The sequence below is a fragment of the Bacillus sp. z50 genome, assembly GCF_058313585.1.
Window position 1 is genome coordinate 355,219 of sequence record NZ_JBZFQL010000003.1, and the last position, 24,489, is coordinate 379,707.

22 protein-coding genes and 1 riboswitch are annotated in these 24,489 nt (G+C 38.4%); of the genes, 16 read left to right on the forward strand and 6 right to left on the reverse strand.

Annotated features, from left to right (window positions below):
• Window positions 1-97 precede the first annotated feature (97 nt).
• The 13 genes from secA (at window position 98) to AC4G3N_RS11150 (ending at window position 15,015) form a co-directional block, all read left to right on the forward strand.
• Window positions 98-2,602, forward strand: coding sequence for a preprotein translocase subunit SecA (secA, locus tag AC4G3N_RS11090; protein ID WP_066106075.1), 2,505 nt, complete (start codon window positions 98-100; stop codon window positions 2,600-2,602).
• A gap of 157 nt (window positions 2,603-2,759) precedes the next feature.
• A protein-coding gene (gene prfB / locus AC4G3N_RS11095) for a peptide chain release factor 2 (protein ID WP_139063848.1) occupies window positions 2,760-3,861 on the forward strand; the annotation gives its coding sequence in 2 pieces (ribosomal slippage) (window positions 2,760-2,831 and window positions 2,833-3,861; 1,101 coding nt in all).
• 141 nt (window positions 3,862-4,002) lie between these two features.
• Complete coding sequence (locus AC4G3N_RS11100) at window positions 4,003-4,932, forward strand: ABC transporter ATP-binding protein (protein WP_140461795.1); 930 nt, start codon at window positions 4,003-4,005, stop codon at window positions 4,930-4,932.
• Window positions 4,929-5,879, forward strand: a complete 951-nt coding sequence (locus tag AC4G3N_RS11105; RefSeq protein WP_140461794.1) for an ABC transporter permease — start codon at window positions 4,929-4,931, stop codon at window positions 5,877-5,879. The genes AC4G3N_RS11100 and AC4G3N_RS11105 overlap by 4 nt, the downstream gene beginning before the upstream one ends.
• A 158-nt stretch (window positions 5,880-6,037) precedes the next feature.
• Entirely contained in the window at window positions 6,038-6,907 is an 870-nt protein-coding gene (locus AC4G3N_RS11110) for a YitT family protein (protein ID WP_395940468.1), read from the forward strand.
• A 55-nt stretch (window positions 6,908-6,962) separates the two neighbouring features.
• The gene (locus tag AC4G3N_RS11115) at window positions 6,963-7,304 is read left to right on the forward strand and encodes a c-type cytochrome (protein WP_491090225.1); all 342 of its coding nucleotides are present in this window, start codon (window positions 6,963-6,965) and stop codon (window positions 7,302-7,304) included.
• A gap of 343 nt (window positions 7,305-7,647) precedes the next feature.
• Window positions 7,648-8,334: a cell division ATP-binding protein FtsE gene (gene ftsE, locus AC4G3N_RS11120; protein ID WP_066106856.1), complete on the forward strand. Its 687-nt coding sequence runs from the start codon at window positions 7,648-7,650 to the stop codon at window positions 8,332-8,334.
• On the forward strand, window positions 8,324-9,217 hold the full coding sequence (ftsX, locus tag AC4G3N_RS11125; RefSeq protein ID WP_066106086.1) for a permease-like cell division protein FtsX: 894 nt from the start codon (window positions 8,324-8,326) through the stop codon (window positions 9,215-9,217). Before ftsE ends, ftsX begins: the two co-directional genes overlap by 11 nt.
• 99 nt (window positions 9,218-9,316) lie before the next feature.
• Window positions 9,317-10,567: a murein hydrolase activator EnvC family protein gene (locus AC4G3N_RS11130; RefSeq protein ID WP_490558617.1), complete on the forward strand. Its 1,251-nt coding sequence runs from the start codon at window positions 9,317-9,319 to the stop codon at window positions 10,565-10,567.
• 213 nt (window positions 10,568-10,780) lie between these two features.
• Window positions 10,781-11,887, forward strand: coding sequence for an AimR family lysis-lysogeny pheromone receptor (locus AC4G3N_RS11135; RefSeq protein WP_139892188.1), 1,107 nt, complete (start codon window positions 10,781-10,783; stop codon window positions 11,885-11,887).
• A gap of 4 nt (window positions 11,888-11,891) precedes the next feature.
• The gene (locus AC4G3N_RS11140) at window positions 11,892-12,017 is read left to right on the forward strand and encodes a hypothetical protein (protein WP_257469103.1); all 126 of its coding nucleotides are present in this window, start codon (window positions 11,892-11,894) and stop codon (window positions 12,015-12,017) included.
• Between the two features lie 105 nt (window positions 12,018-12,122).
• Entirely contained in the window at window positions 12,123-13,559 is a 1,437-nt protein-coding gene (locus tag AC4G3N_RS11145; RefSeq protein ID WP_491090226.1) for a S41 family peptidase, read from the forward strand.
• Window positions 13,560-13,839: 280 nt separating this feature from the next.
• Complete coding sequence (locus tag AC4G3N_RS11150; RefSeq protein WP_491090227.1) at window positions 13,840-15,015, forward strand: PDZ domain-containing protein; 1,176 nt, start codon at window positions 13,840-13,842, stop codon at window positions 15,013-15,015.
• A 90-nt stretch (window positions 15,016-15,105) separates the two neighbouring features.
• Here the strand turns inward: AC4G3N_RS11150 and AC4G3N_RS11155 are convergent, their stop codons facing one another.
• On the reverse strand, window positions 15,106-15,717 hold the full coding sequence (locus AC4G3N_RS11155) for a PH domain-containing protein (RefSeq protein WP_491090228.1): 612 nt from the start codon (window positions 15,715-15,717) through the stop codon (window positions 15,106-15,108).
• A gap of 242 nt (window positions 15,718-15,959) precedes the next feature.
• On the opposite strand from AC4G3N_RS11155, the gene AC4G3N_RS11160 reads away from it, so the two are divergent.
• The 3 genes from AC4G3N_RS11160 (at window position 15,960) to AC4G3N_RS11170 (ending at window position 17,985) form a co-directional block, all read left to right on the forward strand.
• Entirely contained in the window at window positions 15,960-17,114 is a 1,155-nt protein-coding gene (locus tag AC4G3N_RS11160; RefSeq protein WP_491090229.1) for an FtsW/RodA/SpoVE family cell cycle protein, read from the forward strand.
• Window positions 17,115-17,402: 288 nt separating this feature from the next.
• Window positions 17,403-17,600, forward strand: a complete 198-nt coding sequence (locus AC4G3N_RS11165) for a hypothetical protein (RefSeq protein ID WP_066106104.1) — start codon at window positions 17,403-17,405, stop codon at window positions 17,598-17,600.
• 138 nt (window positions 17,601-17,738) lie between these two features.
• Window positions 17,739-17,823, forward strand: a riboswitch (cyclic di-GMP riboswitch).
• Between the two features lie 36 nt (window positions 17,824-17,859).
• A complete protein-coding gene (locus tag AC4G3N_RS11170; RefSeq protein WP_077248107.1) occupies window positions 17,860-17,985 on the forward strand; it encodes an anti-repressor SinI family protein in 126 nt (41 codons plus the stop codon).
• A 132-nt stretch (window positions 17,986-18,117) separates the two neighbouring features.
• On the opposite strand, the gene AC4G3N_RS11175 is transcribed toward AC4G3N_RS11170, so the two are convergent.
• The 5 genes from AC4G3N_RS11175 to AC4G3N_RS11195 all read right to left on the reverse strand — a co-directional run bounded on the left by AC4G3N_RS11175 (window position 18,118) and on the right by AC4G3N_RS11195 (window position 24,395).
• Window positions 18,118-18,438 carry a helix-turn-helix domain-containing protein gene (locus tag AC4G3N_RS11175; RefSeq protein WP_066106107.1) on the reverse strand — a complete coding sequence of 107 codons (321 nt, stop codon included), beginning with the start codon at window positions 18,436-18,438 and terminating at the stop codon, window positions 18,118-18,120.
• 161 nt (window positions 18,439-18,599) lie between these two features.
• A complete protein-coding gene (locus AC4G3N_RS11180) occupies window positions 18,600-19,532 on the reverse strand; it encodes a cation diffusion facilitator family transporter (protein WP_066106111.1) in 933 nt (310 codons plus the stop codon).
• Window positions 19,533-20,297: 765 nt separating this feature from the next.
• Complete coding sequence (locus AC4G3N_RS11185) at window positions 20,298-22,238, reverse strand: glycoside hydrolase family 15 protein (protein ID WP_139892194.1); 1,941 nt, start codon at window positions 22,236-22,238, stop codon at window positions 20,298-20,300.
• Between the two features lie 36 nt (window positions 22,239-22,274).
• Window positions 22,275-23,099, reverse strand: a complete 825-nt coding sequence (locus tag AC4G3N_RS11190) for a carbohydrate ABC transporter permease (RefSeq protein WP_066106115.1) — start codon at window positions 23,097-23,099, stop codon at window positions 22,275-22,277.
• The gene (locus AC4G3N_RS11195) at window positions 23,100-24,395 is read right to left on the reverse strand and encodes a carbohydrate ABC transporter permease (RefSeq protein ID WP_066106864.1); all 1,296 of its coding nucleotides are present in this window, start codon (window positions 24,393-24,395) and stop codon (window positions 23,100-23,102) included.
• Between the last annotated feature and the right edge of the window lie 94 nt (window positions 24,396-24,489).

The window sequence follows — 24,489 nt, forward strand, 5'->3', positions numbered from 1 at the left end:
GTTACTATTAATGTGAAATTTAAAAATATGAACGATTATTAATCTATATCATTCTAGGGCTAATGAACCCTGTACAGATAAGAGGAGAGACTGCTTAATGGGGATTTTGAATAAATTGTTTGACCCTAATAAATCTGAGCTTAAACGCCTGAATAAGGCTGCAAATAAAATAGAAGCTTTGGCATCTGCCATGGAAGCTTTGTCTGATGAAGAACTGTCTGCTAAAACAACGGAATTTCAAGAACGTTACGCGGGTGGAGAGAAACTCGATGATATACTGCCTGAGGCATTTGCAGTAGTCAGAGAAGCATCACGCCGTGTCCTTGGCATGTATCCTTTCCAGGTTCAATTAATGGGGGGTATCGCCCTTCATGAAGGTAATATTTCTGAGATGAAAACAGGGGAAGGTAAAACATTGACCTCCACTATGCCTGTTTACTTAAATGCGATTACTGGTAAAGGTGTTCATGTCATTACAGTCAATGAATACTTAGCAAGCCGTGACGCCACTGAAATGGGGCAATTATTTAACTTCCTTGGGCTTTCAGTCGGCTTGAATCTTACTGGAATGAGCCGTGAAGAGAAACAGGAAGCGTATAATGCCGATATTACCTATGGTACAAATAACGAGTTTGGGTTTGATTATTTACGTGACAATATGGTGCTGTATAAGGAACAGATGGTACAGCGTCCGCTTCATTATGCTGTAATAGATGAGGTTGACTCCATCCTGATTGATGAAGCACGTACGCCATTGATTATCTCTGGTTCCGCTCAAAAATCAACTCAGCTTTATATACAGGCGAATGCCTTTGTCCGTACTTTATCAAAAGAAAGAGATTACACATACGACGAAAAGACAAAAGGTGTTCAGCTGACTGAAGAAGGAATGAGCCGTGCTGAAAAAGCATTCGGCATTGATAACTTATTCGATATTAGCCATGTTGCCTTGAACCATCATATTAACCAGGCGTTAAAAGCGCACGTTTCCATGCATTTGGATGTGGATTATGTGGTTCAGGATGGCGAGATTGTCATCGTTGACCAATTTACCGGACGTCTAATGAAAGGTCGCCGTTATAGTGATGGCTTGCATCAGGCTATCGAAGCGAAAGAAAACCTCGATATCCAGAATGAAAGCATGACACTTGCGACGATTACGTTCCAAAACTACTTCCGTATGTATGAAAAGCTTGCTGGTATGACTGGTACAGCGAAGACTGAGGAAGAGGAATTCCGTAATATTTATAATATGAATGTTATAGCGATTCCAACGAACCGCGACATCGTGCGTGATGACCGTGCAGACTTGATTTTTGCCTCTATGGAAGGGAAATTCAAAGCGGTCGTTGAGGATATCGCTGAACGCCATGCGAAGGGTCAGCCAGTATTGGTTGGTACAGTGGCGATTGAAACGAGTGAATATGTATCTGAATTATTGAAGAAAAAAGGAATTCCGCATAGTGTCCTGAATGCGAAGCAGCATGAACGCGAAGGAAATATCATCCTTGATGCCGGTCAGCCAGGTGCCGTAACAATTGCTACGAATATGGCGGGCCGTGGTACAGATATCAAGCTTGGTGAAGGTGTGAAGGAAGTGGGCGGTCTTGCGGTTATCGGTACGGAGCGTCATGAAAGCCGCCGTATTGATAATCAGCTGCGTGGACGTTCCGGTCGTCAGGGAGATCCTGGTGTTACACAATTCTATCTTTCATTAGAGGATGAATTGATGCGCCGTTTTGGATCTGACAATATTAAGAGCATGATGTCCCGTCTCGGTATGGAGGATGACCAACCGATTCAAAGTAAAATGGTATCTAAAGCCGTTGAATCTGCGCAAAAACGAGTTGAAGGTAATAACTATGATGCCCGTAAACAATTGCTTGAATATGATGATGTACTTCGTCAACAACGTGAGATTATTTATAAGCAGCGTTTTGATGTACTATCAAGTGAGAATCTGCGTGAAATCGTAGAGACTATGATTCGTTCCTCTCTGCAGCGCAATGTCTATGCCTTTGCGCCTGATGTGGAAAGCGAAGAGTGGAATATTGAAGGATTGCTTGATTATGTCTATGCCAACCTTCTGCCTGAAGGTACTTTTAATGCTGAGGAATTAAAAGAGCTTGATGGGGAAGAATTAATTGAATTAATTTATGGCAAAATCATTGAAAAATACAATGAGAAGGAAGAAGAGCTTTCTTCTGAGCAAATGCGTGAGTTTGAAAAGGTAATTGTATTGCGTGCGGTTGATAGCAAGTGGATGGATCACATTGATACAATGGAACAATTGAGACAAGGTATTCATTTACGTGCCTATGCTCAAATCAATCCGCTCAATGAATATCAGCAAGAAGGTTTTGCGATGTTCGAAGCCATGATTTCTGCGATTGAGGATGATGTGGCTAAATACATCATGAAAGCTGAGATCCGCAATAATCTCGAGCGTGAAGAGGTTGTGAAAGGGCAAGCTGTTAATCCGAAGGGTGATGAAGGAGAGACAGTTAAGAAAAAACCGAAACGCAATGAAGAATCCGTTGGGCGAAATGCTCCGTGTCCATGCGGAAGCGGTAAGAAATATAAGAATTGCCATGGAAGATAAATAAGACATGTCAGTATCTTTAAACGACGTTGACGCGTATAATAAGATATGTTAAATAAAGAGGGACGGCTAAAGGATAGGCCGGCTCTCTTTTTCCTGAAAAGGAGATTTCAATTGTGAGTAACAAGCTTTGTAAAAATAGATGAGGTGAACGTAAATGGAAATAGCAGAAATTCGTAACGAGTTAGAAAAAACAGCCACACGTTTGGCGGACTTTAGGGGGTCTCTTTGACTTAGAAGAAAAAGAAGCCCGTATTATGGAATTGGACGAGATCATGTCCGAACCATCATTTTGGAATGACCAAGCGAAAGCGCAGGGAATTATTAACGAGGCAAATGGCTTGAAGGATCAAGTGGGCGAATTTAATGCATTAAATGAGTCATACGAGAATTTGGATTTGACCTTTGAATTAATTAAGGAAGAGCCAGATGTAGATCTCCAGGAAGAACTGGAGAGCGAGCTTATGGAACTATCCGAGAGATTGAATGCGTTTGAGCTTCAGCTGTTATTGAGTGAAGAATATGACAAGAATAATGCCATTTTAGAGCTTCATCCAGGTGCAGGCGGAACGGAATCTCAGGATTGGGCATCCTTACTGCTGCGTATGTATACAAGATGGGCTGAAAAGAAAGGCTTCAAGGTAGAAACACTTGATTATCTTCCTGGTGATGAAGCTGGAGTTAAAAGCGTAACGCTAGGCATTCGAGGCCACAATGCGTATGGCTATTTGAAGGCAGAAAAAGGCGTACACCGCCTAGTACGTATCTCGCCGTTTGACTCCTCAGGACGTCGTCATACCTCTTTCGTTTCCTGTGAGGTAATGCCTGAATTCAATGATGAGATTAATATCGAAATTCGTACAGAGGATTTGAAAATTGATACGTATCGTGCGAGCGGTGCCGGTGGTCAGCATATCAATACAACAGATTCTGCCGTTCGGATCACTCATTTACCAACGAATACAGTGGTCAGCTGCCAAACTGAGCGCTCCCAAATCAAGAACCGTGAAACAGCTATGAAAATGCTGAAATCCAAGCTTTATCAACTGGAAATCGAGCAACAAGAAGCTGAATTGGCAGAAATTCGTGGAGAACAAAAGGAAATTGGCTGGGGAAGTCAAATCCGTTCCTATGTATTCCATCCATATTCCATGGTTAAGGACCACCGTACAAATGCAGAAACCGGGAATATTCAGGCTGTCATGGATGGAGATTTAGATATGTTCATCGATGCTTATTTACGTTCAAAATTATCCTAATTCATATAGAACTTTTAAAGGATCAGCTAAGATATAGCTGGTCTTTTTTGGTTAATTTTTAATTATTTTGTATTTTCTGTAACTTTTATCCGTTTTATACGGTATTATTAATAGGTGTAATTTTTGAAAGGACGGGATGGTATGAATGAAACGGCTCTTGAAGTGAAGTCATTAACGAAAAAGATTGGCAGCACTGTTATTGTCAATGATGTTAGTTTCAGCGTTAAAAAGGGTGAAATTTTTGGACTGCTTGGTCCGAATGGTGCTGGTAAGACAACGATTATCAGAATGATTGCCAGTCTAATTAATCGTACGAACGGCCAGGTTCTTATTAATGGGCATGATCTGGATAGGGATTTTGAAGGGGCAATGCATGATTTAGGGGCAATTGTAGAGAATCCGGAGTTTTACAAATATATGACCGGCCGAAAGAATATGATCCATTATGCCCGAATGGCCAAAGAAAAGATTAAAAAAGAGCGGATTGATGAAGTTGCTCGCTTGGTAAAGCTTGACCATGCGATGGACAAGAAGGTAAAGACCTATTCGTTGGGAATGAGACAGCGTCTTGGGGTTGCGCAGGCTGTGCTGCATCGTCCTCAGTTATTAATCCTCGATGAACCAACAAACGGATTGGACCCACAAGGAATACGAGAATTCCGTGATTATTTACATCAATTAGCCAATGAAGGAATAGGTGTGCTAATTTCCTCTCATTTATTATCCGAGATGCAATTAATGTGTGATCGTTTTGCCGTTATTGAGAAAGGAAAGCTCATACATATAGAAAACAATATTATAGAGGAAAAAGAGGAAGATTTAAGAGAAGTGGTTTTCTCCATCAATAATGTATTGGCAGCAGTCAATGTAATTAAAGAGCAATTTTCAAGTCTGAATATTGTAAAGCAGGATAAAAAGATGATTACCCTCCAGGCAACACGCGAAGATATTGCCAAAGTAAATCGACAGTTAAATGAAGCAGAAGTAGATGTTTATGAAATTAATGTTGTGAAGAAAACGCTTGAAGATCGATTCTTCGAGATTACAGAGCAAGAGGAGGTGCGAGTATGATTTCATTGATTAAAAATGAATGGATGAAAATTTTCTCTAAAATGTCTTCGTATATATTTATCGGCTTTTTGCTAGTTGCTCTAGTAGGGAGTGCTATTCTAGTAAAGACCATGAATAATGCAGATGATTGGAAAGTGAAGGAAGAGAATAACATACAGTCCCAGCAAGCTGTTTTGGATGATCCGAAGACGTCTGAGGAAGAAAAAGAGTGGATTCAAGAAGATATTGCCCGAAGTCAGAAATTATTGGATACTGGTATCAATCCTAACCAAGAAACAAGTTGGACCTTTATGGTCAATTGGGTTACGTCAATCGCATCTTTTGTGACCTTATTTGCTGTTATTATCTGCAGCGCCTCAGTGTCCGCGGAGTTCTCTGATGGAACAATTAAGCAATTATTAATTCGTCCGCATCGGCGCTGGAAAGTTCTTCTCTCGAAATATATAACAACTTTATTATATGCAGCTACAATGGTGGTTGTATTAAGTGTTGCAGGATACCTTGTCGGGTTAATTTTCTTTGGTTCAGCATCATTCACAGATAAGATGATCGACCCTACAAGTTTTGACGAAGTGATAACATTAGAAGCAGGCCCATACTTTTTTGAGCTTATGCTATATTGGGTTCCAGGCTTCCTCATCATTATTACGATGGCTTTTATGTTGAGCACTTTGTTTAAAAGCCAGGCAATCGCAGTCGGTATTTCTGTTTTCATCTTGTTTGCTTCTTCAACCTTAAATATGTTAATCACCTCCCTTGTTGAACGATATGAATGGTTAAAATTTGTTTTGTTCCCTCACATAGATTTGAGAAGATATATTATGGAAAGTGCGCCTATGTTTGAGGGAGCGACGGTAGGTCTCTCACTCGGTGTGTTGGCTGCTTACTATGTACTGTTTATCGCGATAACCTTTATTGTTTTCAATAAGAAAGATATTTCGATTTAATCTACAATAGGTGCCCTTTACAGGGTGCCTTTTTCTTTTCAATTTGGCACAACTATTGTCTGACTTTTTCATCTTTTGCTCCCTTTCATTGTTTCATGTCGGAATTTCGTATAGAATGAATATACTTTAGTAAAGTTTAGACGGAGGCTTTTGCAATTGTGAAGAAAAAAAGAAACGCACAGAAGGAATCGCATCCTTACTTCAATCTAATTAAGGATTATTTATATGTTCTGATCGGCTCTGCCATTGTGGCCATCTCCTTTAATATGTTTTTATTGCCGACAAAAGTTGCATCCGGTGGGGTCAGCGGAATCAGTACGATTACGTATAATGTATTCGGATGGGAGCCGGCCTTTGTACAATGGGCCTTTAATATTCCGCTATTTATAGCTGGGGTTATTCTGCTTGGTACGCATTTTGGAATTAAAACAGCTGTAGGAACGATCTTTTTCCCATTCGTTGTTTTCCTGACGAGTAACTGGTCTCCATGGACTCAGGATCCTTTATTGGGAGCTTTATTTGGTGGGATTGGTGTTGGATTGGGACTTGGGATAGTATTCCTTGGAAAAGCTTCAACCGGCGGTACCGATTTAGCGGCGCAAATTGTTAATAAATATACCGGGCTTTCTTTAGGAACCTGTGTTGCCGCCATTGATGGTTTAATCGTACTGGCTGCTTGTCTTGTATTTGATATCGAGCAAGGTCTATATGCATTGATTGGGCTATATGTAACGAGCAAAACTATTGATTTAGTCCAAGTCGGCATTAATCGCTCTAAAACGGTTATGATTATTACCAATCATGAAACAGAAGTAAGACGAGCTATTTTAGAAGAAGTGGATCGCGGGGTTACAAGAATATCTGCCCATGGCGGATATACAGAGAGTGAACGTCCGGTATTAATGTGTGTAATCGATCAAACTGATTTCACAAAACTTAAACAAGTGGTTCAACGTATTGATGACCAGGCATTTGTCGTCGTGATGGATGCTGCCGAGGTACTTGGAGAGGGTTTTAAAAAAGCCTAGATACAGCTAAAATAAGGGTATACAAACGTTTTCCTAATATTGGGAGGGAACTTCCTTGAAGAACTATTTGCATTTTGGCATAGCAGTTGTTATCATTGCCCTTGTTGGTTGTACAACTCATTCGGGTACTGAGAATAATGAAACAGCCTCATCCACTCCCATTTCGATTGCTAATGATGGAAGTGAAGCGGCAAAGATTTATGAACAAAAATGTTCAAATTGCCATGGAGACACACTTGAAGGCCGAATTGGTCCTGGGTTGGTTTCTGTAGGTGAAAAATTATCCGTGCAAGAAATTGAAGCAATCATTAATGATGGGGCACCTGCCATGCCAGGCGATTTGATTGCAGAGGATGATGCTAAAAAAGTGGCTGAATGGCTTAGCAATAAGCAGTGAAGTATTTTAATAGAATTTACCAAACCGGAGGAGATTATCTTACCGGTTTCTGTTTGTCCTTTAATTAATTGAATAGGTTAAATGACCTCTTCTTTAAGATTGCAACTTGAGTACAATGAACCACAGGCATAGTTAATACTATATTTACGGTATCTGACAAAAAAGGTAATAGAGTTGAAATATAAATGTAATATAAACGTGGTTTTTCTGACATTTTATGATGTTATAATAAAATCGTGACAAAAGATGGATTTTTCCATCATAAAACAAGAAATAACGACACCTGTCGATAAAGCATAGAGGTACTATACACAACATGAAGGTAGAAAAAGGTGAAAACGACATGATAGAAATGATTAATGTTCAAAAGACATATCCTAATGGCGTTTCAGCAGTCAAGGGCCTAAATGTAAAAATCAAATCAGGAGAATTTGTTTACGTTGTTGGGCCAAGTGGCGCAGGGAAGTCTACATTTATTAAGATGATGTACCGCGAAGAAAAACCGACAAGTGGTACGATCATGATCAATGGCAGGAATATTGCCAATATCAAAAACTCGAAGGTGCCTCTTTTAAGAAGAGATATCGGGGTAATTTTCCAGGATTATAAACTGTTGAATAATCTTACAGTCTATGAAAATGTAGCCTTTGCTCTGGAAGTAACAGAGGAAAGACCACAGGTCATTAAGCAAAAGGTTATGGACGTGCTTGATTTAGTTGGTTTAAAGCATAAGGTTCGTATGATTCCAACTGAATTGTCCGGGGGAGAACAACAAAGGGTAGCGATTGCCCGATCCATCGTTCGCTCGCCTAAGCTGGTAATTGCAGATGAGCCGACTGGTAACCTGGATCCAGAAACATCATGGGAAATCATGAAGATTTTCGAAGAAATCAATAGTCTCGGTACAACAGTTGTGATGGCAACGCATAATAAAGAGATTGTTAATACACTACAACATAGAGTTATTGCGATAGAGAATGGATACATCGTGCGTGATGAACAGAAGGGGGAATATGGCTATGAACTTTAGAACCTTCCTCCGACATATAAAAGAAAGCTTCAAAAATATTGGCAGAAACGGCTGGATGACATTTGCTTCTGTCAGCGCCGTAACAGTTACACTATCTTTAGTAGGTGTATTTGTTGTTATTATGATGAACTTAAATAACTTTGCCAGCAGCATTGAGAGTGATGTTGAAGTACGTGTCCATGTGGATCGCACTGCTACTGAAGAACAAAGGATTCAACTTGAGAGTAATCTAGAAAAATTAGGGGAAGTAGATTCTATTACTTTTTCCCCGAAAGAAGATGAATTAAACAACCTGATTGAAAATATGGGTGATCAGGGAAGTGCCTTTGAACTCTTTGAGCAGGACAATCCTCTGAACGATGTATATATCATCAAAACATATCGCCCTGACGATGTCGCAAAGGTTGCGGAAGAAGCAGGAAAAATGGATTATGTTGAAACTGTCAAATACGGACAAGGCTTCGTTGAAAAAATGTTTAAAATAGTCGATACATCACGGAATGTAGGGATTGTTTTAATCGCAGCCTTGTTATTTACGGCGATGTTCTTGATATCCAATACGATTAAAATTACCATCTTCGCAAGAAGACGTGAAATTGAAATTATGAGATTAGTAGGTGCCACAAATGGATTTATCCGTTGGCCGTTTTTCCTTGAAGGATTATGGCTCGGCATCATGGGATCTATTATTCCAATAGCGATTATTGCTGTAGGGTATAAGTTCCTTTACGATAATTTTGCATTAGGTTTAACCATTGATTACATGAGCCTACTTCCATACAATCCATTTATCATTCAGGTCTCCCTATTGATTGTCCTGTTTGGAGCTTTGATTGGTATTTGGGGAAGTTTAATGTCGGTTCGTAAGTTTTTGAAAATATAACCATCTAAATTTCAAACATTATCAATTGTGCCCCTTGTAACAAAGGGGCCTACATAGAATAGACAGATTGTGTTACCTAGTATGAAAGGGGAAAGTCACGTGAAGAAGACCATTGTTGCATTAAACACAGCGCTAGTGCTGGGTTTTGCTGGCCTCTTTGGAGGCAGTGTTCAAGCAGCATCCATTGATTCTTTACAACAAAAGAAGAATAACATCCAAGAAAAGAAATCAGCTGTTGAAACAGATATCTCAGAAGCAAACGGTAAAATCAATCAGATTGAATCTCAAAAAGCTGAAGTAAAAGCAGAACTTAATAAATTACAAAAATCAATAACTGAAACACAAGAGAAAATTAAAGAGAAAAATAGCCAAATTACTTCAACACAAGAGAAAGTTACAAGTTTAAAAGAAAGCATTAAAGAAATTGAGGCCAGAATTGAAACTCGCAATGAGATTTTAAAAGAACGGGCTCGCTCCTACCAGCAAAATGGTGGAGGAGTGAATTATTTAGAGGTTGTTTTTGGAGCCAGCAGTTTTGGTGAATTTGTTGAACGTGTAGGTGCTGTATCCACTATTATGCAAGCGGATAAGGATATCTTAACGGAACAAGAAAATGATAAAGCTGACTTGGTTGCAAAAAAAGAAGAAGTTGAAGATAAGCTCAATAAATTAAATGCAATGAAACAAGAGCTGGTAACTATAAATGAAAAGCTTGATGGCCAGAAGGTCGAAAAAAATAAATTAATGGCTATTCTAAAATCCGAACAGGCTGAACTTGAAGAAGAAAAACTAAGCCTGGAGGAGGAAAAGCAATTATTGGCGAGTCAAGCAGAAGCTGTGAAAAAAGCCATTCAACAAGAAAAGAACCGTCAGGCAGAAGAAGCTAAAAAGGTTTCTGCAAGCACAGGCGGGGGAAATGGTAATACAGTATCTGCGCCGGCCATTACGTCCGGTAAATTTATGCGCCCTGCAGCAGGATATGTATCCTCAGGATTTGGCGGAAGATGGGGAAGAAACCATAATGGGATTGATATTGCCAAGTCAGGTACAGTTCCAGTCGTAGCTTCGGCAGCCGGTGTCGTAACAAGGTCAAATTTTTCAAGTTCCTATGGGAATGTTATCTACCTGTCGCACTATATAGATGGACAAGTTTATACAACAGTCTATGCCCATTTGAGATCAAGAAATGTTTCTGAGGGTCAAACAGTAAGTAAGGGCCAACAAATCGGAATCATGGGAAATACGGGTCGCTCATTTGGACAGCATTTACATTTTGAATTATACGTAGGTGAATGGACTGCTTCTAAAAAGAATGCTGTAGATCCATTGAAATATTTAAGTGGTATGTAAGTTGAAAGATGCACGTAACGCAGTTCTATATTGAACTGCGTTTTTTTATTCATGGGGTAAATGTGAATATGCTAGCAAAGAAACCCGAAATATGTCGGTTTACCTACTATTTTGGTGGATAAATAAAGTGTACTATTTAGACAACGCCTGCTAAAATTTGTATTATGGTATAGAATTTTACAAATAGTGAGGTGTGGCATGGAGGGTGTTATTTTGAAGGATTATCTGATCAAGGACGATCAACAGTTTACTGATTTTATCAGTAAACAAAAAGAACTCTATGATCCTACACAAATCGATTTACATAGTATTATATTTTCGCTGAATGATTTATTTCCTAATAACTATGAAAAACAGAAATATTTTCTGAAGGAATATTATATCAATTGCAGAGATGCTATAAAACCTCACATTTTAATGGAATACTTTACGATGCAGGGGGATACGAAAGAAGTAGAATCCCTCCTTCAAACTGAGAGAGAATTCGACAGTCCGGAGATGAGGACATGGCTCTCAATCTATTCCATCCTAAGTAAGCGAAGAGATGGTCTTTTAACTGGTACGGATTTAATTGATGCCATTTTTAAGGTGAAGAATACGAGTAATGAAACGCTTATTCTTTCATTAATTATTCATCTATATGGAATCAGCGAAACAGGCCTATATGAACCTTTTCATAAGGTCAGGCGTGTTATCGTACCAATGGTTGAATTAATGGATAATGATTTCCTGCGTGAATCATATTCAATCCGTTTGGCTGAGATGGAAGTTCTCACCTACCTGTATATGAATAAAATTGATCTCTGCAGAGAAAAATGCATGAAAGTGATTGAAAGACGCGAATTGGAAGTATATTTTCCTGTTATCTATTCCGTTTTCTATCACACATTGGGTCAATCCTTTATGTTTGAAAATTATCAGGTGGCAAAATACTGGCTAAATAAATCAATGGCTACTTTAAGTTCCCTGCCAGCCGATATACAATCCAAAAGGATGAGTTTTTTAATAAATACTATGGAGTTTTTGAACTCTTTTTGGGGAGTCGATACTGACTCAATACCAAAGGATGAAGCAGAAAAAGCCCATCGCTATCTTGTAACAGGACGAACAGAAGAGGCTTTGCATATATTAGATAATCTGAAAAAAGAGAATGGGTATTTAACTTCGTATCAGCTGTTTTTTTATAGCATCGCAACTGATAATGAAAAATTAATGCAAGTTGCCAGAGATGTTTTTACATCAAACTCAAACTTTTTTTATCTTCAACTATTGAACTCCGAGAATGTACATAGATACAAAGCAAGATTGGGAGGTGAATAGGTTTATGAAGCGAATAGCTGGGTTTGTCATCACGTTATGCATACTGACTTGCGCTTTTGGAAGTGCTGCAGTATTTGCTAAAGATCCAGGACCGATTGCTCCGGGTGCCAGTCAAAAATTAGATAAATAATCATACTATGTACAAGCCTTTCATACAGTATATAGTAGGACTAAGCATTGCACATTTATATGTGCAGTGCTTTTTTAAATGATAGAACTATGAAAGGAGCGATCTATGAAAAATAAATGGTACTGGTTATTTTCTGTAGCCATCTTTCTATTAGTTGTTACAATCGCTGGCTTGTGGTGGAAGTATGTGACATTGGAGAATACGCTTGAATCGAAGAATCAAAAAGAGAATCAGGCTGATTCCTGGCCCCAGTTTGATAAAGTACGACAGGCATATGATATTATTACGTCTAATTACGTAGAGCGTATAGATGGAGCGCAGCTGACTGAGGGAGCTATTAAAGGGATGCTTGGGGAGCTCAAAGATCCATATTCGGTATATATGGATGAAGAGACTTCGTCGCAGTTTCAACAAACATTGGATTCCAGGTTCCAGGGAATTGGAGCTGAAATAAGTTTTATGGACGGGAAGTTTATCATTGTGTCCCCATTTAAAAATTCCCCGGCCGAACGATCCGGTATAAAACCTGGTGATGAAATTATCCGTATTGATAGTAAGGATGTTAAGGGATTGGAACTATATGATGTGGTTTCCCTGATACGTGGGAAGATTGGAACTAAAGTGACGATAGATATTAAAAGAAACGGCAATGATCAGCCAATCACGTTTTTAGTGGAGCGTGATGAGATTCCGATTGAAACAATCCACACGGCTATAAAGAAAGTAAGGGATAAAAAAATTGGTTATATCCAAATCACCTCATTCAGTGAAGAAACTGCAGAGGATTTTCTGGAAGATCTAAAAGGTCTGGAAGAGGATAAGGTGGATGGACTTTTGATTGATGTAAGGGGAAATCCTGGAGGACTGTTAACAAGTGTTCAGGAAATCCTGGAGGTATTTGTAACGAATGAACATCCTTATATTCAAATTCAAGAGCGAAATGGCAAAAAGAATAAATTTTTCTCTACTTTAAAAAGTGAGAAGGAGTACCCGATTGCTGTGCTTATTAATAAGGGAAGCGCATCAGCTTCAGAAATATTTGCCGGTGCCATGCAGGAAGCGGAAGGTTATCCATTGATTGGTGAGAAAACATTTGGAAAAGGGACTGTTCAGCAGCCTGTTTCAATGGGGGATGGTAGTACTATTAAGTTAACCTTCTATAAATGGCTGACACCAAATGGTACGTGGATTCATAAAAAGGGTATTGCTCCGACGATGTCCGTTCATCAGGATAGCTACTATACCTTACAGCCCCTTGTTGTTACGGAAGACCTGCGGAAGGATATGAATAATAAACAGGTGAAGACACTGCAGCAGATGTTAGAGGGATTGGGATATGCACCAGGGCGTACAGATGGTTATTTTAGCAGTAAGACAGAGAAGGCTGTCCTAGCCTTTCAGCGGATGCATAAATTGCCGGTTACAGGGAGTGTTGACCAGGATGTCGCAGCTAAGCTCCAGCAGGCCGTAATGGATAAGATTAAGGATGAAAAAAATGACCGTCAGCTGCAAACAGGTTTAAGTTGGTTGGCCCAGCAATAGCGTTCGAGTGCCATGGATACCACTGTGAATATGAGGTGCCTTGGTCTTTAAAAGGTGAATATCAAAAAAGTGAAGGTTATGTGCCTTCACTTTTTTGTATGGCTGATTCATCCATTATCATTGTAATTCGTTACCGATCCTTTGTTTCTTCTGCAGGGTAGACATCTTAGAAGTTCTTGGTGAGTTTTGTAGTATAGTGACTATCTGAAAAGAATTGATAGGAAAGGAGGGGGGGATTTGATAGAATATTAAGTAAGTGTATGCGAGGTTGGTGATTAATTTGTGGGAAACGTGGATAATTGAAATTGCAAAAGGAATAGGCGAATTGTTTTTACACCCGCTTTTCTATGTGGGATTTATACTTACATATATACTTGGCTCCATGAGGGTCAAACAGGAAAGAAAACTGTTTCATGTCCGTGTAGAGGATTCTATGATTGAAATGAAGGAATATATTGTCCCTAGTTTAGTATGGGGACTCATTGTATCGGTCATCACTGGGCTACTCGGCTTAGCTGTACCATTTGATTTCATTGTAATCGTAGGAATCTTCATGTTACTGATTAGTGTAAGCATGCAAATCAGATTTCTTTCCCCGGCTTATACAGTTGGATTGGCCTTTCTTGTTATCTATATTTTATATGTAACAGGGTTTGAGGGCATCCTAAATAACAGTTTTTTTGCATTTGAGCAGGCGATTTATCCTTCAATAGCTGTTTTAATAGGTTTATTGATTATTACAGAGGGAGTATTAATTCGGAAAAGAGGAGCTATTCAAGTTTCTCCTTCAGTTGAAAAAGGAAAGCGCGGTCTCTATATTGGAACGCAAACAACAAAAAGAGTTTGGCTGGTGCCGGTCTTATTATTTATTCCTAATGGAATGTTGAATGTTAGCGGAGATTTTTGGCCTGTCTTTTCATTTGGAGGAACGGATTGGAGTCCTATTCTGGTGCCATTTTTTATTGGGTTCTCCCTTAAAGTGAAAAGTAATTTGATGGGCAATGTGGCTGGAAGGCTTGGAAACCATGTAGCTATCCTAGGCATCATTGTATTAGCTCTGGCTGTAGCTGGAAAGTGGTATCCGATTGCCAGTTTAGCAGCTGCCATTGTTGCAATCCTTGGCAGGGAAGTCATACAGTTTGTGTATAAAAATAATGAAAATCAATCGAATGCTTTCTTCACTTCAGGAAAAAAAGGCTTGATGATCCTAGGTGTACTTCCGGAATCGCCGGCAGAGCGAATGGGATTAAAAGCAGGGGAGCGTTTGACCCGTGTGAATGGACAACAGGTTTACAACTCTGAGCAACTTTATGAAGCCTTACAAATCAATCGTGCTCATTGTAAGCTAGAAGTCTATGATACGAATGAGCAAATCAGGCTTGTCCAAAATGCCTTATATGAGGGAGACCATCACGAATTAGGTATTTTGACAGTTGATAGTGAACTGAAGAGGTAGAAGCTTTAGTAATAGTATGAATGAAATAAAACAGTGGTCACAGGCTTATATCTGTGATCACTGTTTTATTTAGTTTTCGGATCATACTATTCAAATATTCCTGGACTTATTCAAAATAATATTCCCTACTCTAATCAACTGGTCCTGATCAAATATTTCATCAAATTCCAATCTACGCTTACCATATTGGATTTTTAATCCTCTTTCTAATAGTCCATCCTTGAACCAGTTGACGTTTCTAACGGTCTGATACCTGAATCTTTGTATTACACTGAACCTCTTATTAACAAAAATTATCCTTTTATTGGTAGGAATTAAGTATCCGAAAATTTCCTTCTTACTGCTTTTATCATATTCACAGTAAATGAAGGCCAAAGCCTTCTCATTAGGTTCAAAAACACGTTGAATAAGGGATCTAAAGAATACTTTATTCCTTTTAATTTCGTTATATTCATAAGGGGAACATTTTTGGTTGTTATTTTCCAATAAATCAGAGATGATAGCTTCAGTTTCTATTCTTTCCTGTTCTTCTCGTTCCCGTTTCAGCCTCTCTTTTTCCTGTTGCCTTTGAAGGCGAGCATGTTTCTTTTCAGCTCTCTTTTGTTCAACCTCAGCTTGAACCTCGGCATATTTCCCTTTTTTTGTAAACAATTTAATAAGCATATCTTCTACTTTATAAAGTATGGTTTGATAAATATTCATTTTAGCCCTCTTAACTATTCTATTTTTACCAATCAATCCTCTTGCTATTGTAATAATTGTCTCTTCCCATGCTTCATTATAATCTTCTCATTAATGATTTCAAAAGGAATCTGATCAGTTTTCAGCCATAATTTCATTTATGTAATCTAAATTCTTTTTGTAATAGTAGTATTGGTTTTTGTAATATTTGTAATACATATTTAGTGAATGTTATAATATGGAAAAACAGTAGGGGTCATTTAATGAATTTAAACAAGGTTCGTAAGAGTTATTTTGATCTGGACTTATTGTTGATTATCTTTGTTTTTATGGGCATCAGCTGTTTCTATATTTATAGTGCACAGAAGTATTTACCTTATGGAAATCCATTTGCAATAAAGCAGGCCATTTATTTTTGTATAGGACTAATCCTGACATCGGTTGTTTATTATTTTGATTTGAGCCAGATTAAGAGAATGTCTATCTATCTATATCTTTTCGGAATCGGTGTATTAGCTTTCCTTCTAGTCGCTCCTGAAAGTATTGCGGAGGAAACGAAGGGGGCAAAATCCTGGTTTCAACTACCTGGTTTTTCTGTGCAGCCTTCAGAGTTTATGAAGGTATTTCTCATTCTTTTTTTGGCAAAAATCATAGTCTCCCATAATGATAAATTTATGAGAAATAAATCTCTTAAATCTGATTTCATCTTATTGCTGAAATTAGGATTGGCTGCAATTCCGCCCCTTGGATTGATTCTCTTGCAGCCCGATGCAGGTACGGCTATGGTAATCGCAGCTATTTTAATAGGCATGATTTTTGTGTCCGGAGTGAATTGGAGAATCATTTTCACCTTGATTTTAACAGGGATTTCTGCCGTGGTTACGCTAGCTTACATCTATCTTTATCATACAAAACTATTACTAAGCTTTTTAGGAGAATATCAAATAAATCGGATACACGCCTGGGTTGATCCATTTAATTTTAGTGAAGGCTATCAGCTGAAAAATTCCATACTTGCCATTGGATCAGGAATGGATTCGGGCAGAGGCTTTAACAATGGTGTTATGTATGTTCCGGAAGCTCACTCTGATTTTATTTTTACCGTGATTGGAGAGGAGGGAGGCTTTATCGTTGCCAGTATGGTCATTGCCCTTTACTTCATTATGATTTATAAAATAATTGCAATTGCCACATTAAATAAGGGACAGTATGAACGGTATATCTGCATAGGTATCGTTTCCATGCTCTCCTTCCATATCTTTGAGAATATAGGAATGGTCATGGGACTTGTTCCGATTACTGGCATCCCTTTACCATTGCTGAGCTATGGAGGGAGCTCAGTATTGGGAACTCTTCTCGCTTTAAGTATTGTGTTAAATATATCTACAAAGACTAAGACCTATATGTTTTCTAAATAATAATTGTCAATCCTCTCTATTGTGAGAGGATTTTTTTGTAATCAGATATCTGGATGCGCCATATAGATTGATACAAAAGGGATTCATTTATAGGAATAAATAGTATAAGTTCTTTCTGGAATTATTTGACTGTTAAATAAATAGATAGTAAAATGTTCTTAAAAAAGAACGTTTCTATATTTAATATGGATTTAGACCATTAGTCCGTATTCAGGACTTAATCACCATCATTATATGCTATTTTTTTGACGTTATTGTTCTTTAAAAAGAACATTTAAGGAGGATATTATGTATCGTAAAAATTGTTATATCTGCCATCGAGCTTCTTATAGCAGCTGTGAAATTGGTGAATGGCTATGTCCTTCCTGTGGGAATGATTTAACCAAACAACAGGTGTTAAGAGCCTTAGAGTATTCGCAAAATAAACAAATTTATTATGAAAAATATCAGATGGAAAAGGACAAATTTCATTTGTTTTCGACATAAGTCTAGTTTAGAAACGGCATATATCATCCTTTTTACCTATATTTGTAGAAAAATGAAGGAAAATATACCCAAAAAAGGTTTGAAAACTACAAACAGTGGCAATAAAATAGTGAGTAAGCAATTATACTAATGAAGACTGACAGTAAAGGGCAAACTTATTGAAAAATAAGGACGCAAAGTCACAGGTCTAAGGTTTAATTACTATGATGGCTGGACTGCCTGAAATAGAGGAAAGTATTTTAGGGGGGAGATATAGTAGATGTGTACCGTTAAAGCTGAATTGGATCAAGAGTGGGTAAATCTTATATTGATCGCCCGACAAATAGGATTTACTAAAGAAGAGATTAGGGGCTTTATAGAGAGAGAAGAAAACGCACAGGAATGAGGGTGAATATATGAAATGCCTCGGTTTCAGTTGAAGTTCGGGGTATTTATTTTGTTTTCTTAAACAAGAAAAAACACTTACAGCTATATAAGTGTTTTGGGAATTCTAGTATTTATTTTAAGGCCTTTCTATTCAATCTTTCTTAATACGCCATTTATTAAATTCAATAAACTCTCTGAACTGATCTTTGGATACTCCCGAATTCATTGCTTCTTTTATTAACTCTGCCCAGTCCTCATCAAGATTGGTCATGTCTGGTTCATCGTTTAAGAGAGCATCAAGTGGGATATTTAGTACAGCTGCTATCTTTTCAAGAAATTGAACGGAGGGATTCACCTGTATATTTCTTTCGAGTGAACTTAAATAGGACTTTGCTACTCCTGCCTTCTCCGCTAGCTCCGTCATAGACATCTTTTTCTCTTTTCTAATTCTTTTAACACGATCACCGATCATATTTGATTCCCTTTCTAGATAATAGATTACAAATTATGTAAACATTACCTTAGCTGATAAAATTATTATAATAGTTAGAACCTTCACATTCAATTGCTTTTAGAATTTGACTTGAAAACGTAGCGAAATTGTAATCTTAATAGGTTAATGGCCATTCAGTATTAGTTACATGGTTCATGTTGACTGCTCTCTGCTATAGTGTATCCTTCGATTTGAAATGTACAATGTTCAATCTGATGATTGTTCTTTAACCAATTCTGTAATTGAATAAGAATTTCATCACGGTCCACTTTTTTCTCAACGACAACATGGCAGCTAAGTGCTGGGAAACCGGATGTGATCGTCCAGATATGTAAATCATGCACATCCAGAACACCCTCTATACTCATTAGACTTTTTCTTACCTGCTCGATTTGGATTCCTGTAGGAGTACCCTCCATTAAAATATGATAAGAGTCCTTTAATACACGCCATCCGCTAACTAAGACAAGAGTTGCTACAATCATGCTGGCAATCGGATCTGCCAAGTTCCAGCCGAACAGAATGATTAAGATTCCGGCAATAATTGCGCCGACTGATCCAAGTAAATCCCCTAATACATGAAGGAAGGCTCCTCGCATATTCAGATTTTCCTCTGTATCACCTCTCATCAAGATCCAGGCAACCGCTAAATTGACAATCAATCCAATTAGAGCAATCCAAAGCATATTGGAGCTAACCTCTGGCGGCACTCTAAAACGTTCAATTGCCTCCCAATAGATAAAGAAGGAAATAATGATTAAAGTCATGCCGTTTATAAATGCAGCTAATATTTCGAAGCGCTTATAGCCATAGGTTTTGGAGTAATCAGCAGCCTTTTCTGAAAATTTAAAGGCAAATAAGCCTAATCCCAAAGCAGCTGCGTCACTAAGCATATGGCCAGCATCGGAAAGAAGAGCAAGACTGTTGGTCCAAATCCCGCCAATCACTTCTATAATCATGAAGGCAAATATTAAACTAAAGCTAATCGCAAGGGCTTTTTTATTTGCATTATGATGATGATGGCCTCCGCTTTCGTGACTATGATGATGACCATGGTGATGATGCTCACTCATTGTAAACTCCTCCAATCTCAGGATTTATAGGTATGTTTATAAGCCTGTGTTCTGTTGACTATTTAATCGTATTATATATGTTATGCCCCCTCTTTATTGAATATCTATCATGAAATAAATACCTGATTTAGTTTCAGCAAATGGTTCAATTTTATTTTCGGTTTATTTGAAGTATTTTTTAGACGAACGAAATTATTTAAATATTGTTATTTTATAATACTACCTAAGTATAAATTATAATGATTGCTTTGTTCATTAGTTTTTTTTCCTTGATGCAGATTTAGAGGGGTCTCAGCTAATCCCGGGAATCTATAATCATCCAAATGAATAAAGGGGTTATGAATGTTTCGGAAGGTATGCAGTTGATTATAGTTCTTTTCATATGTGTTCTGAAAAGTTCGGAAGCTGCCTCTGAAATAGCCGGAACGTGTAATTGACAGTATTAAGAAATCAATAATCAGATATATATTAACTCAAACAAATATCGAGAATAACCATAGATTAAGTGATGATACTCAGGGTATTGCTGAAAAGGTTGCTTGTCTATAGTATATCCATCCAGTCAGAGATGATGGCTTAAGTTGTTTCAGAAGATCAGAAAGTATATCCATATAAAATGAAAGGATCTTCTGGCCAATATAGACCTGAAGATCCTTTTTGCATAGTTTATCCACAGGGGGAAATTTACTTTGCTTATTAAATGTTATGAATAAACTGTGATTACCGTGTATAAGTGTGTGGACAACTTGGCTTATCCACAGGCGGTTAAAGTTCTATTCCATTCTCTTTCATTTCTAAAACAGTCAAAATGAACATAGCGTGTGACCAAGTAAGCGGTAATACCCAGGCAGGTCTGCCTGTAATTTTGTCAATTTGCTCTGCTAAAAGATCCAAATCAGTGGCATGATCGACGACCCATTTAAATAATTTCTTTGCTTCAAGCTGTTTATTAATGCGAATATAATAAATCGCGAGCCAGAGCGTCGATATGATCCAAGGGTCACCACTAATATAGATATCCCCCGGGAAGCGTTCGATACCGCCAATAATCTTGGAGCGGCACAGTCGGTCAATGGTGGCAGCTGTTTGTTTCATTTTTGGATCATTGGCATCAATCATATTGAAGGGTACCTGAAGGCCAAGTAAACAGATATCGATGACATCATCCCTGACCTGACGATAGATTGGATATCCCTTTGCATCATATTCCTTTGAGACATCCTTGCCCTGAGCTTTCTTATTTAAGTAGGCCGGTTCATCGAGTCTTAAATGAAAAGCTCGGAAAAACGCTTCATTCGTCTCATTGTAGCCAATCTGCATGATAGTCTTTTTAATAGCTGCTGCAGTATTCCTATAAAGAATAGCTTTTTCGGGATGACCTAATTTCTCGGCCCATTCAGAAGATCCTAACAGCCCTCCATATACTGCGGCGGCTGAATAAAAGTGTTCAGCTTCTCTTTTTTCCCATATATCCATACTAGGAAGAGGAAGATGGGTGATGGGATCGATAAACTTAGTAAGGAAGTCCGCCCCTTTTTCCATGACTGGCCACATTTCAACTACAAAGTCCTCATCACCGGTAATTTCATAAAATTGATGGAGTCCCCACAGAATGGAGCCTGTTTCATCAATTTGCAAGCCCCAGGCAGGAGCTAAATGTCCGTCTAAATAGTGGCGCTGATCCCATTTTCCTTCCTCATCCTGAAGAGTTCTGGCAAATCGGTAAAACTCTTTAACCTGTCTGTGATAGCCTGCACGAGCATATGCAGTGGCGGTGTAGGCTGCATCACGACCCCAGCAATAGGAATATCCACCTGAAAAGGCATATTCCTCATCTACCTCAGGGGCAGCAATGAAACCGCCATTTTTATTATTCATTAAATGAAACATAAGTAAAGAACGCTCATAAATTTTCTTTGTTCGTTCATCTTTAATTTCAACTGGCTTCGCTTGATCCAAATATTCATACCAATAGTGCAAGGTCTCCTTGAAATGTTCGTCAAAGGGAATCTCTTTTACATCCTTTAAGATGTCAATCGCTCCTTGAGAGCCGTTGCCTGCTGCAATATAAAGCGTAATGGATTTTTCCTCGTTGGGATCGAGAGAAAGCGGATCATATTCAATTCCACATGATGATTTATTGGCAATTCTTTTACCCCTAAGAATACCGTCATTTAGCTCCTTAAATGTAGCTCCACATTGAAATTTCTTAACGTTATGAGTGGAGCCAACTGCAAATCCATATTCTCTGTGGTAATGGGTAAAGCTATCTGTATCTTCCTCGAACATAACAGTTTGATAGCGTCTTTTTTCATCAATCATAAAATCGCTGTAAACTACGAAGCTTATATTTTGTGGACGATCTGATAGATTTTTAAAGGTAAAGTGCCGAACATAGACATCTTTTTTGGGTAACACAAAATCGAGCTGTCTGATAGACAAGCCAGAACCGCCGAGTGTGGATATGGTTTCTAAAATGTTCGTGCGGTTCATATATGCTTGTTTATGATTCCAAACATTCTCATGAAGGAAGAAGGTCTTTACCGAGCCTTCAATGCCGCGAATACCTGTATAAAATAGATTTAGATGCTGGGGAAAATCGATATTTGGCCATGTGATCCTTTGCGCCTGCCCATCTTTTGTTAAAGATACCAGCATGCTTGAATTACCAATGATTGCTTCTGTAATATACGGTTTTTTTTCCAACAAAATCCCCCTCAACGTTGAAACAGTACATTCGTTTTATCCCTTCACTGATCCTGATGTCAAACCGGATACTATTTTTCTTTGGAAAATCAACACCAATATAACAATTGGAATGGTGACGATGACAGTTGCTGCCGTTATATCACCCCAAGGAATGGTGTAATCACTTTGGTAAAGGGATATACCTACTGGTACAGTTCGTGCTGCTTCTTTTGAATTAATAGTTAAAGCAAATAAATATTCATTCCAAGCTGCGATAAATACAAGGATGGCTGTCGTAAATACGCCGGGTGCAGCCAATGGGAAAATGATTCTTCTAAAGGTTTGAAATGGTGTAGCACCATCCATCTTCGCTGATTCCTCAAGATCCTTTGGTATTTTCTGAAAGAACGTGGATAATAGCCAAATAGCCAAAGGTAAGCTGAATGTAATATAGGGAATCACCAACCCTGTATACGTATTACGTAAATTGAAGTCGGTTACAAAGTTATAGATTGGTGAAATAATAGCGATATGCGGAAACATAGATGATGCGAGTATTACAGCAAATATAATACCCTTTCCTTTAATCGGTAAACGTGTTAACGCATAAGCTGCAAATGATGCAAACGTTATGGCGATTACGGTCGTAACGGTAGAAACGATTAAACTATTTTTCATGTAACTGAGCAGGGGCCTTGAAGTTAAAGCAGATTTATATGAATCTAGAGATGGATTCTTGGACCACCATTTATACGAGGCAAAAATTTCACCCGGTTCTTTTAAGGATGTAAGAAAGACCCAGAGAAATGGGAACATGATAACAAAGATAAAAAGAGCAATCGACACATAGAAAAGTATGGTTTTTACAGGCTTCTTCATTTAATTTTCCCCCTTTCCGTTTATGCGGTCTCCAAATAGGTCAGAACCTATGAATTTAATGTAAATCAGGCTGATAATCGCCACTGAAACAAACACAATCATCGAGAGGACGGAGCCTTCGCCGAAATTTTGTTGAGCGAATAAGGTTTTATATGCATATATGGTAATCACTTCTGTTGAATTTGCAGGTCCGCCGCCTGTTAAGACGAAAATGAGGTCAAATACTCTGAACGCATCAAGTGTACGGAAGAGCAGGGCAACAAGAATGCTGGATTTTAATAAAGGTAGTGTTATTCTGCGGAATTGGTACCACTTGCTTGCTCCATCGACTGAAGCAGCTTCATAAACATCCTTGGGGATGGTCTGCAAGCCCGCTAACAATAACAAAGCCATATAGGGTGTTGTTTTCCATATATCCGTTAGAATAACAGACGCCATCGCTCCGACACCTGTGCTTAATAAATCCCCGGCGTTTGAAATAATATGAAGCTCTTCGAACAAGTGGGCGATAATGCCTGATTGCCCATCATAGAGGAACATCCACATCATCGCTGATACAGCGGTAGGGATCGCCCAGGGAATTAATACAACTGCTCTGACCGCACCTCTGCCAAAGAACGCTCGATTAATTAATAAGGCAATGGCTAATCCAATCACCAATTCAAAAAAGACTGTAATAACTGTGAAAATCATCGTATTGGATAACGATTTCCACATGCGTGCATCAGATAGGTATTTACTGTAGTTATCTAACCCAACAAAGTTTTCCTTCAAAATAGAATCAGAGACAGAAGCAGATAAAGCAGCTGTATCCTTTGCAAGTTCTGACTGCTCTCCCTCGATCGCTTTCAATTCACCACTGATGGATTTTAAATCAGCTTTATAGGCTTCTGCTGTATCCTCATTAATGGAGGCATATTTTTCATCTTTCTCCTTAATAGGTTCAAAGTTGGCAACCTTTTTCTCTACATATTCATATTGCTTTTCGATATCGGATTCATTTAAAAGTTTTTGATGATTTTTTTCAATGAGTTCTGCCCATTGGCTGGATTTATCGCTATTCAATTCTTCTAGATTTTTTTGTAGATAATAATAATCAGTGGCATACCGTTCAAGGTCAACTTGAGAAGATAGCATTCGTACGGATTTCTCTGGAGTATTCAATCGATAATCAAACATACTGTTCCAAAAAGACATGGCAATTGGATAGAGAACAACAATTCCAATTAGTATAAGAGAAGGGATAATCATGGCATATCCTAATTGTCGTTCGGATAGCGAAAATTTCTTTTTCATATCATTACTCCTTTCAGGATGGACTTCAAAAGCTAAAAAATAGGAGACAAGCTTTTGTGCCCATCTCCCTCCCATTGCCGTTCCTATTAGGCTA

Coding starts and splice junctions, on each gene's coding strand:
- AC4G3N_RS11145 (WP_491090226.1), top strand. CDS start 12,123: ATGAAAAATAAATGGTACTGGTTATTTTCTGTAGCCATCTTTCTATTA.
- AC4G3N_RS11195 (WP_066106864.1), bottom strand. CDS start 24,395: ATGAAAAAGAAATTTTCGCTATCCGAACGACAATTAGGATATGCCATG.
- ftsE (WP_066106856.1), top strand. CDS start 7,648: ATGATAGAAATGATTAATGTTCAAAAGACATATCCTAATGGCGTTTCA.
- AC4G3N_RS11100 (WP_140461795.1), top strand. CDS start 4,003: ATGAATGAAACGGCTCTTGAAGTGAAGTCATTAACGAAAAAGATTGGC.
- secA (WP_066106075.1), top strand. CDS start 98: ATGGGGATTTTGAATAAATTGTTTGACCCTAATAAATCTGAGCTTAAA.
- AC4G3N_RS11165 (WP_066106104.1), top strand. CDS start 17,403: ATGTATCGTAAAAATTGTTATATCTGCCATCGAGCTTCTTATAGCAGC.
- AC4G3N_RS11155 (WP_491090228.1), bottom strand. CDS start 15,717: ATGAATATTTATCAAACCATACTTTATAAAGTAGAAGATATGCTTATT.
- AC4G3N_RS11190 (WP_066106115.1), bottom strand. CDS start 23,099: ATGAAGAAGCCTGTAAAAACCATACTTTTCTATGTGTCGATTGCTCTT.
- AC4G3N_RS11175 (WP_066106107.1), bottom strand. CDS start 18,438: ATGATCGGTGATCGTGTTAAAAGAATTAGAAAAGAGAAAAAGATGTCT.
- AC4G3N_RS11140 (WP_257469103.1), top strand. CDS start 11,892: ATGAAGCGAATAGCTGGGTTTGTCATCACGTTATGCATACTGACTTGC.
- AC4G3N_RS11160 (WP_491090229.1), top strand. CDS start 15,960: ATGAATTTAAACAAGGTTCGTAAGAGTTATTTTGATCTGGACTTATTG.
- AC4G3N_RS11180 (WP_066106111.1), bottom strand. CDS start 19,532: ATGAGTGAGCATCATCACCATGGTCATCATCATAGTCACGAAAGCGGA.
- ftsX (WP_066106086.1), top strand. CDS start 8,324: ATGAACTTTAGAACCTTCCTCCGACATATAAAAGAAAGCTTCAAAAAT.
- AC4G3N_RS11105 (WP_140461794.1), top strand. CDS start 4,929: ATGATTTCATTGATTAAAAATGAATGGATGAAAATTTTCTCTAAAATG.
- AC4G3N_RS11170 (WP_077248107.1), top strand. CDS start 17,860: ATGTGTACCGTTAAAGCTGAATTGGATCAAGAGTGGGTAAATCTTATA.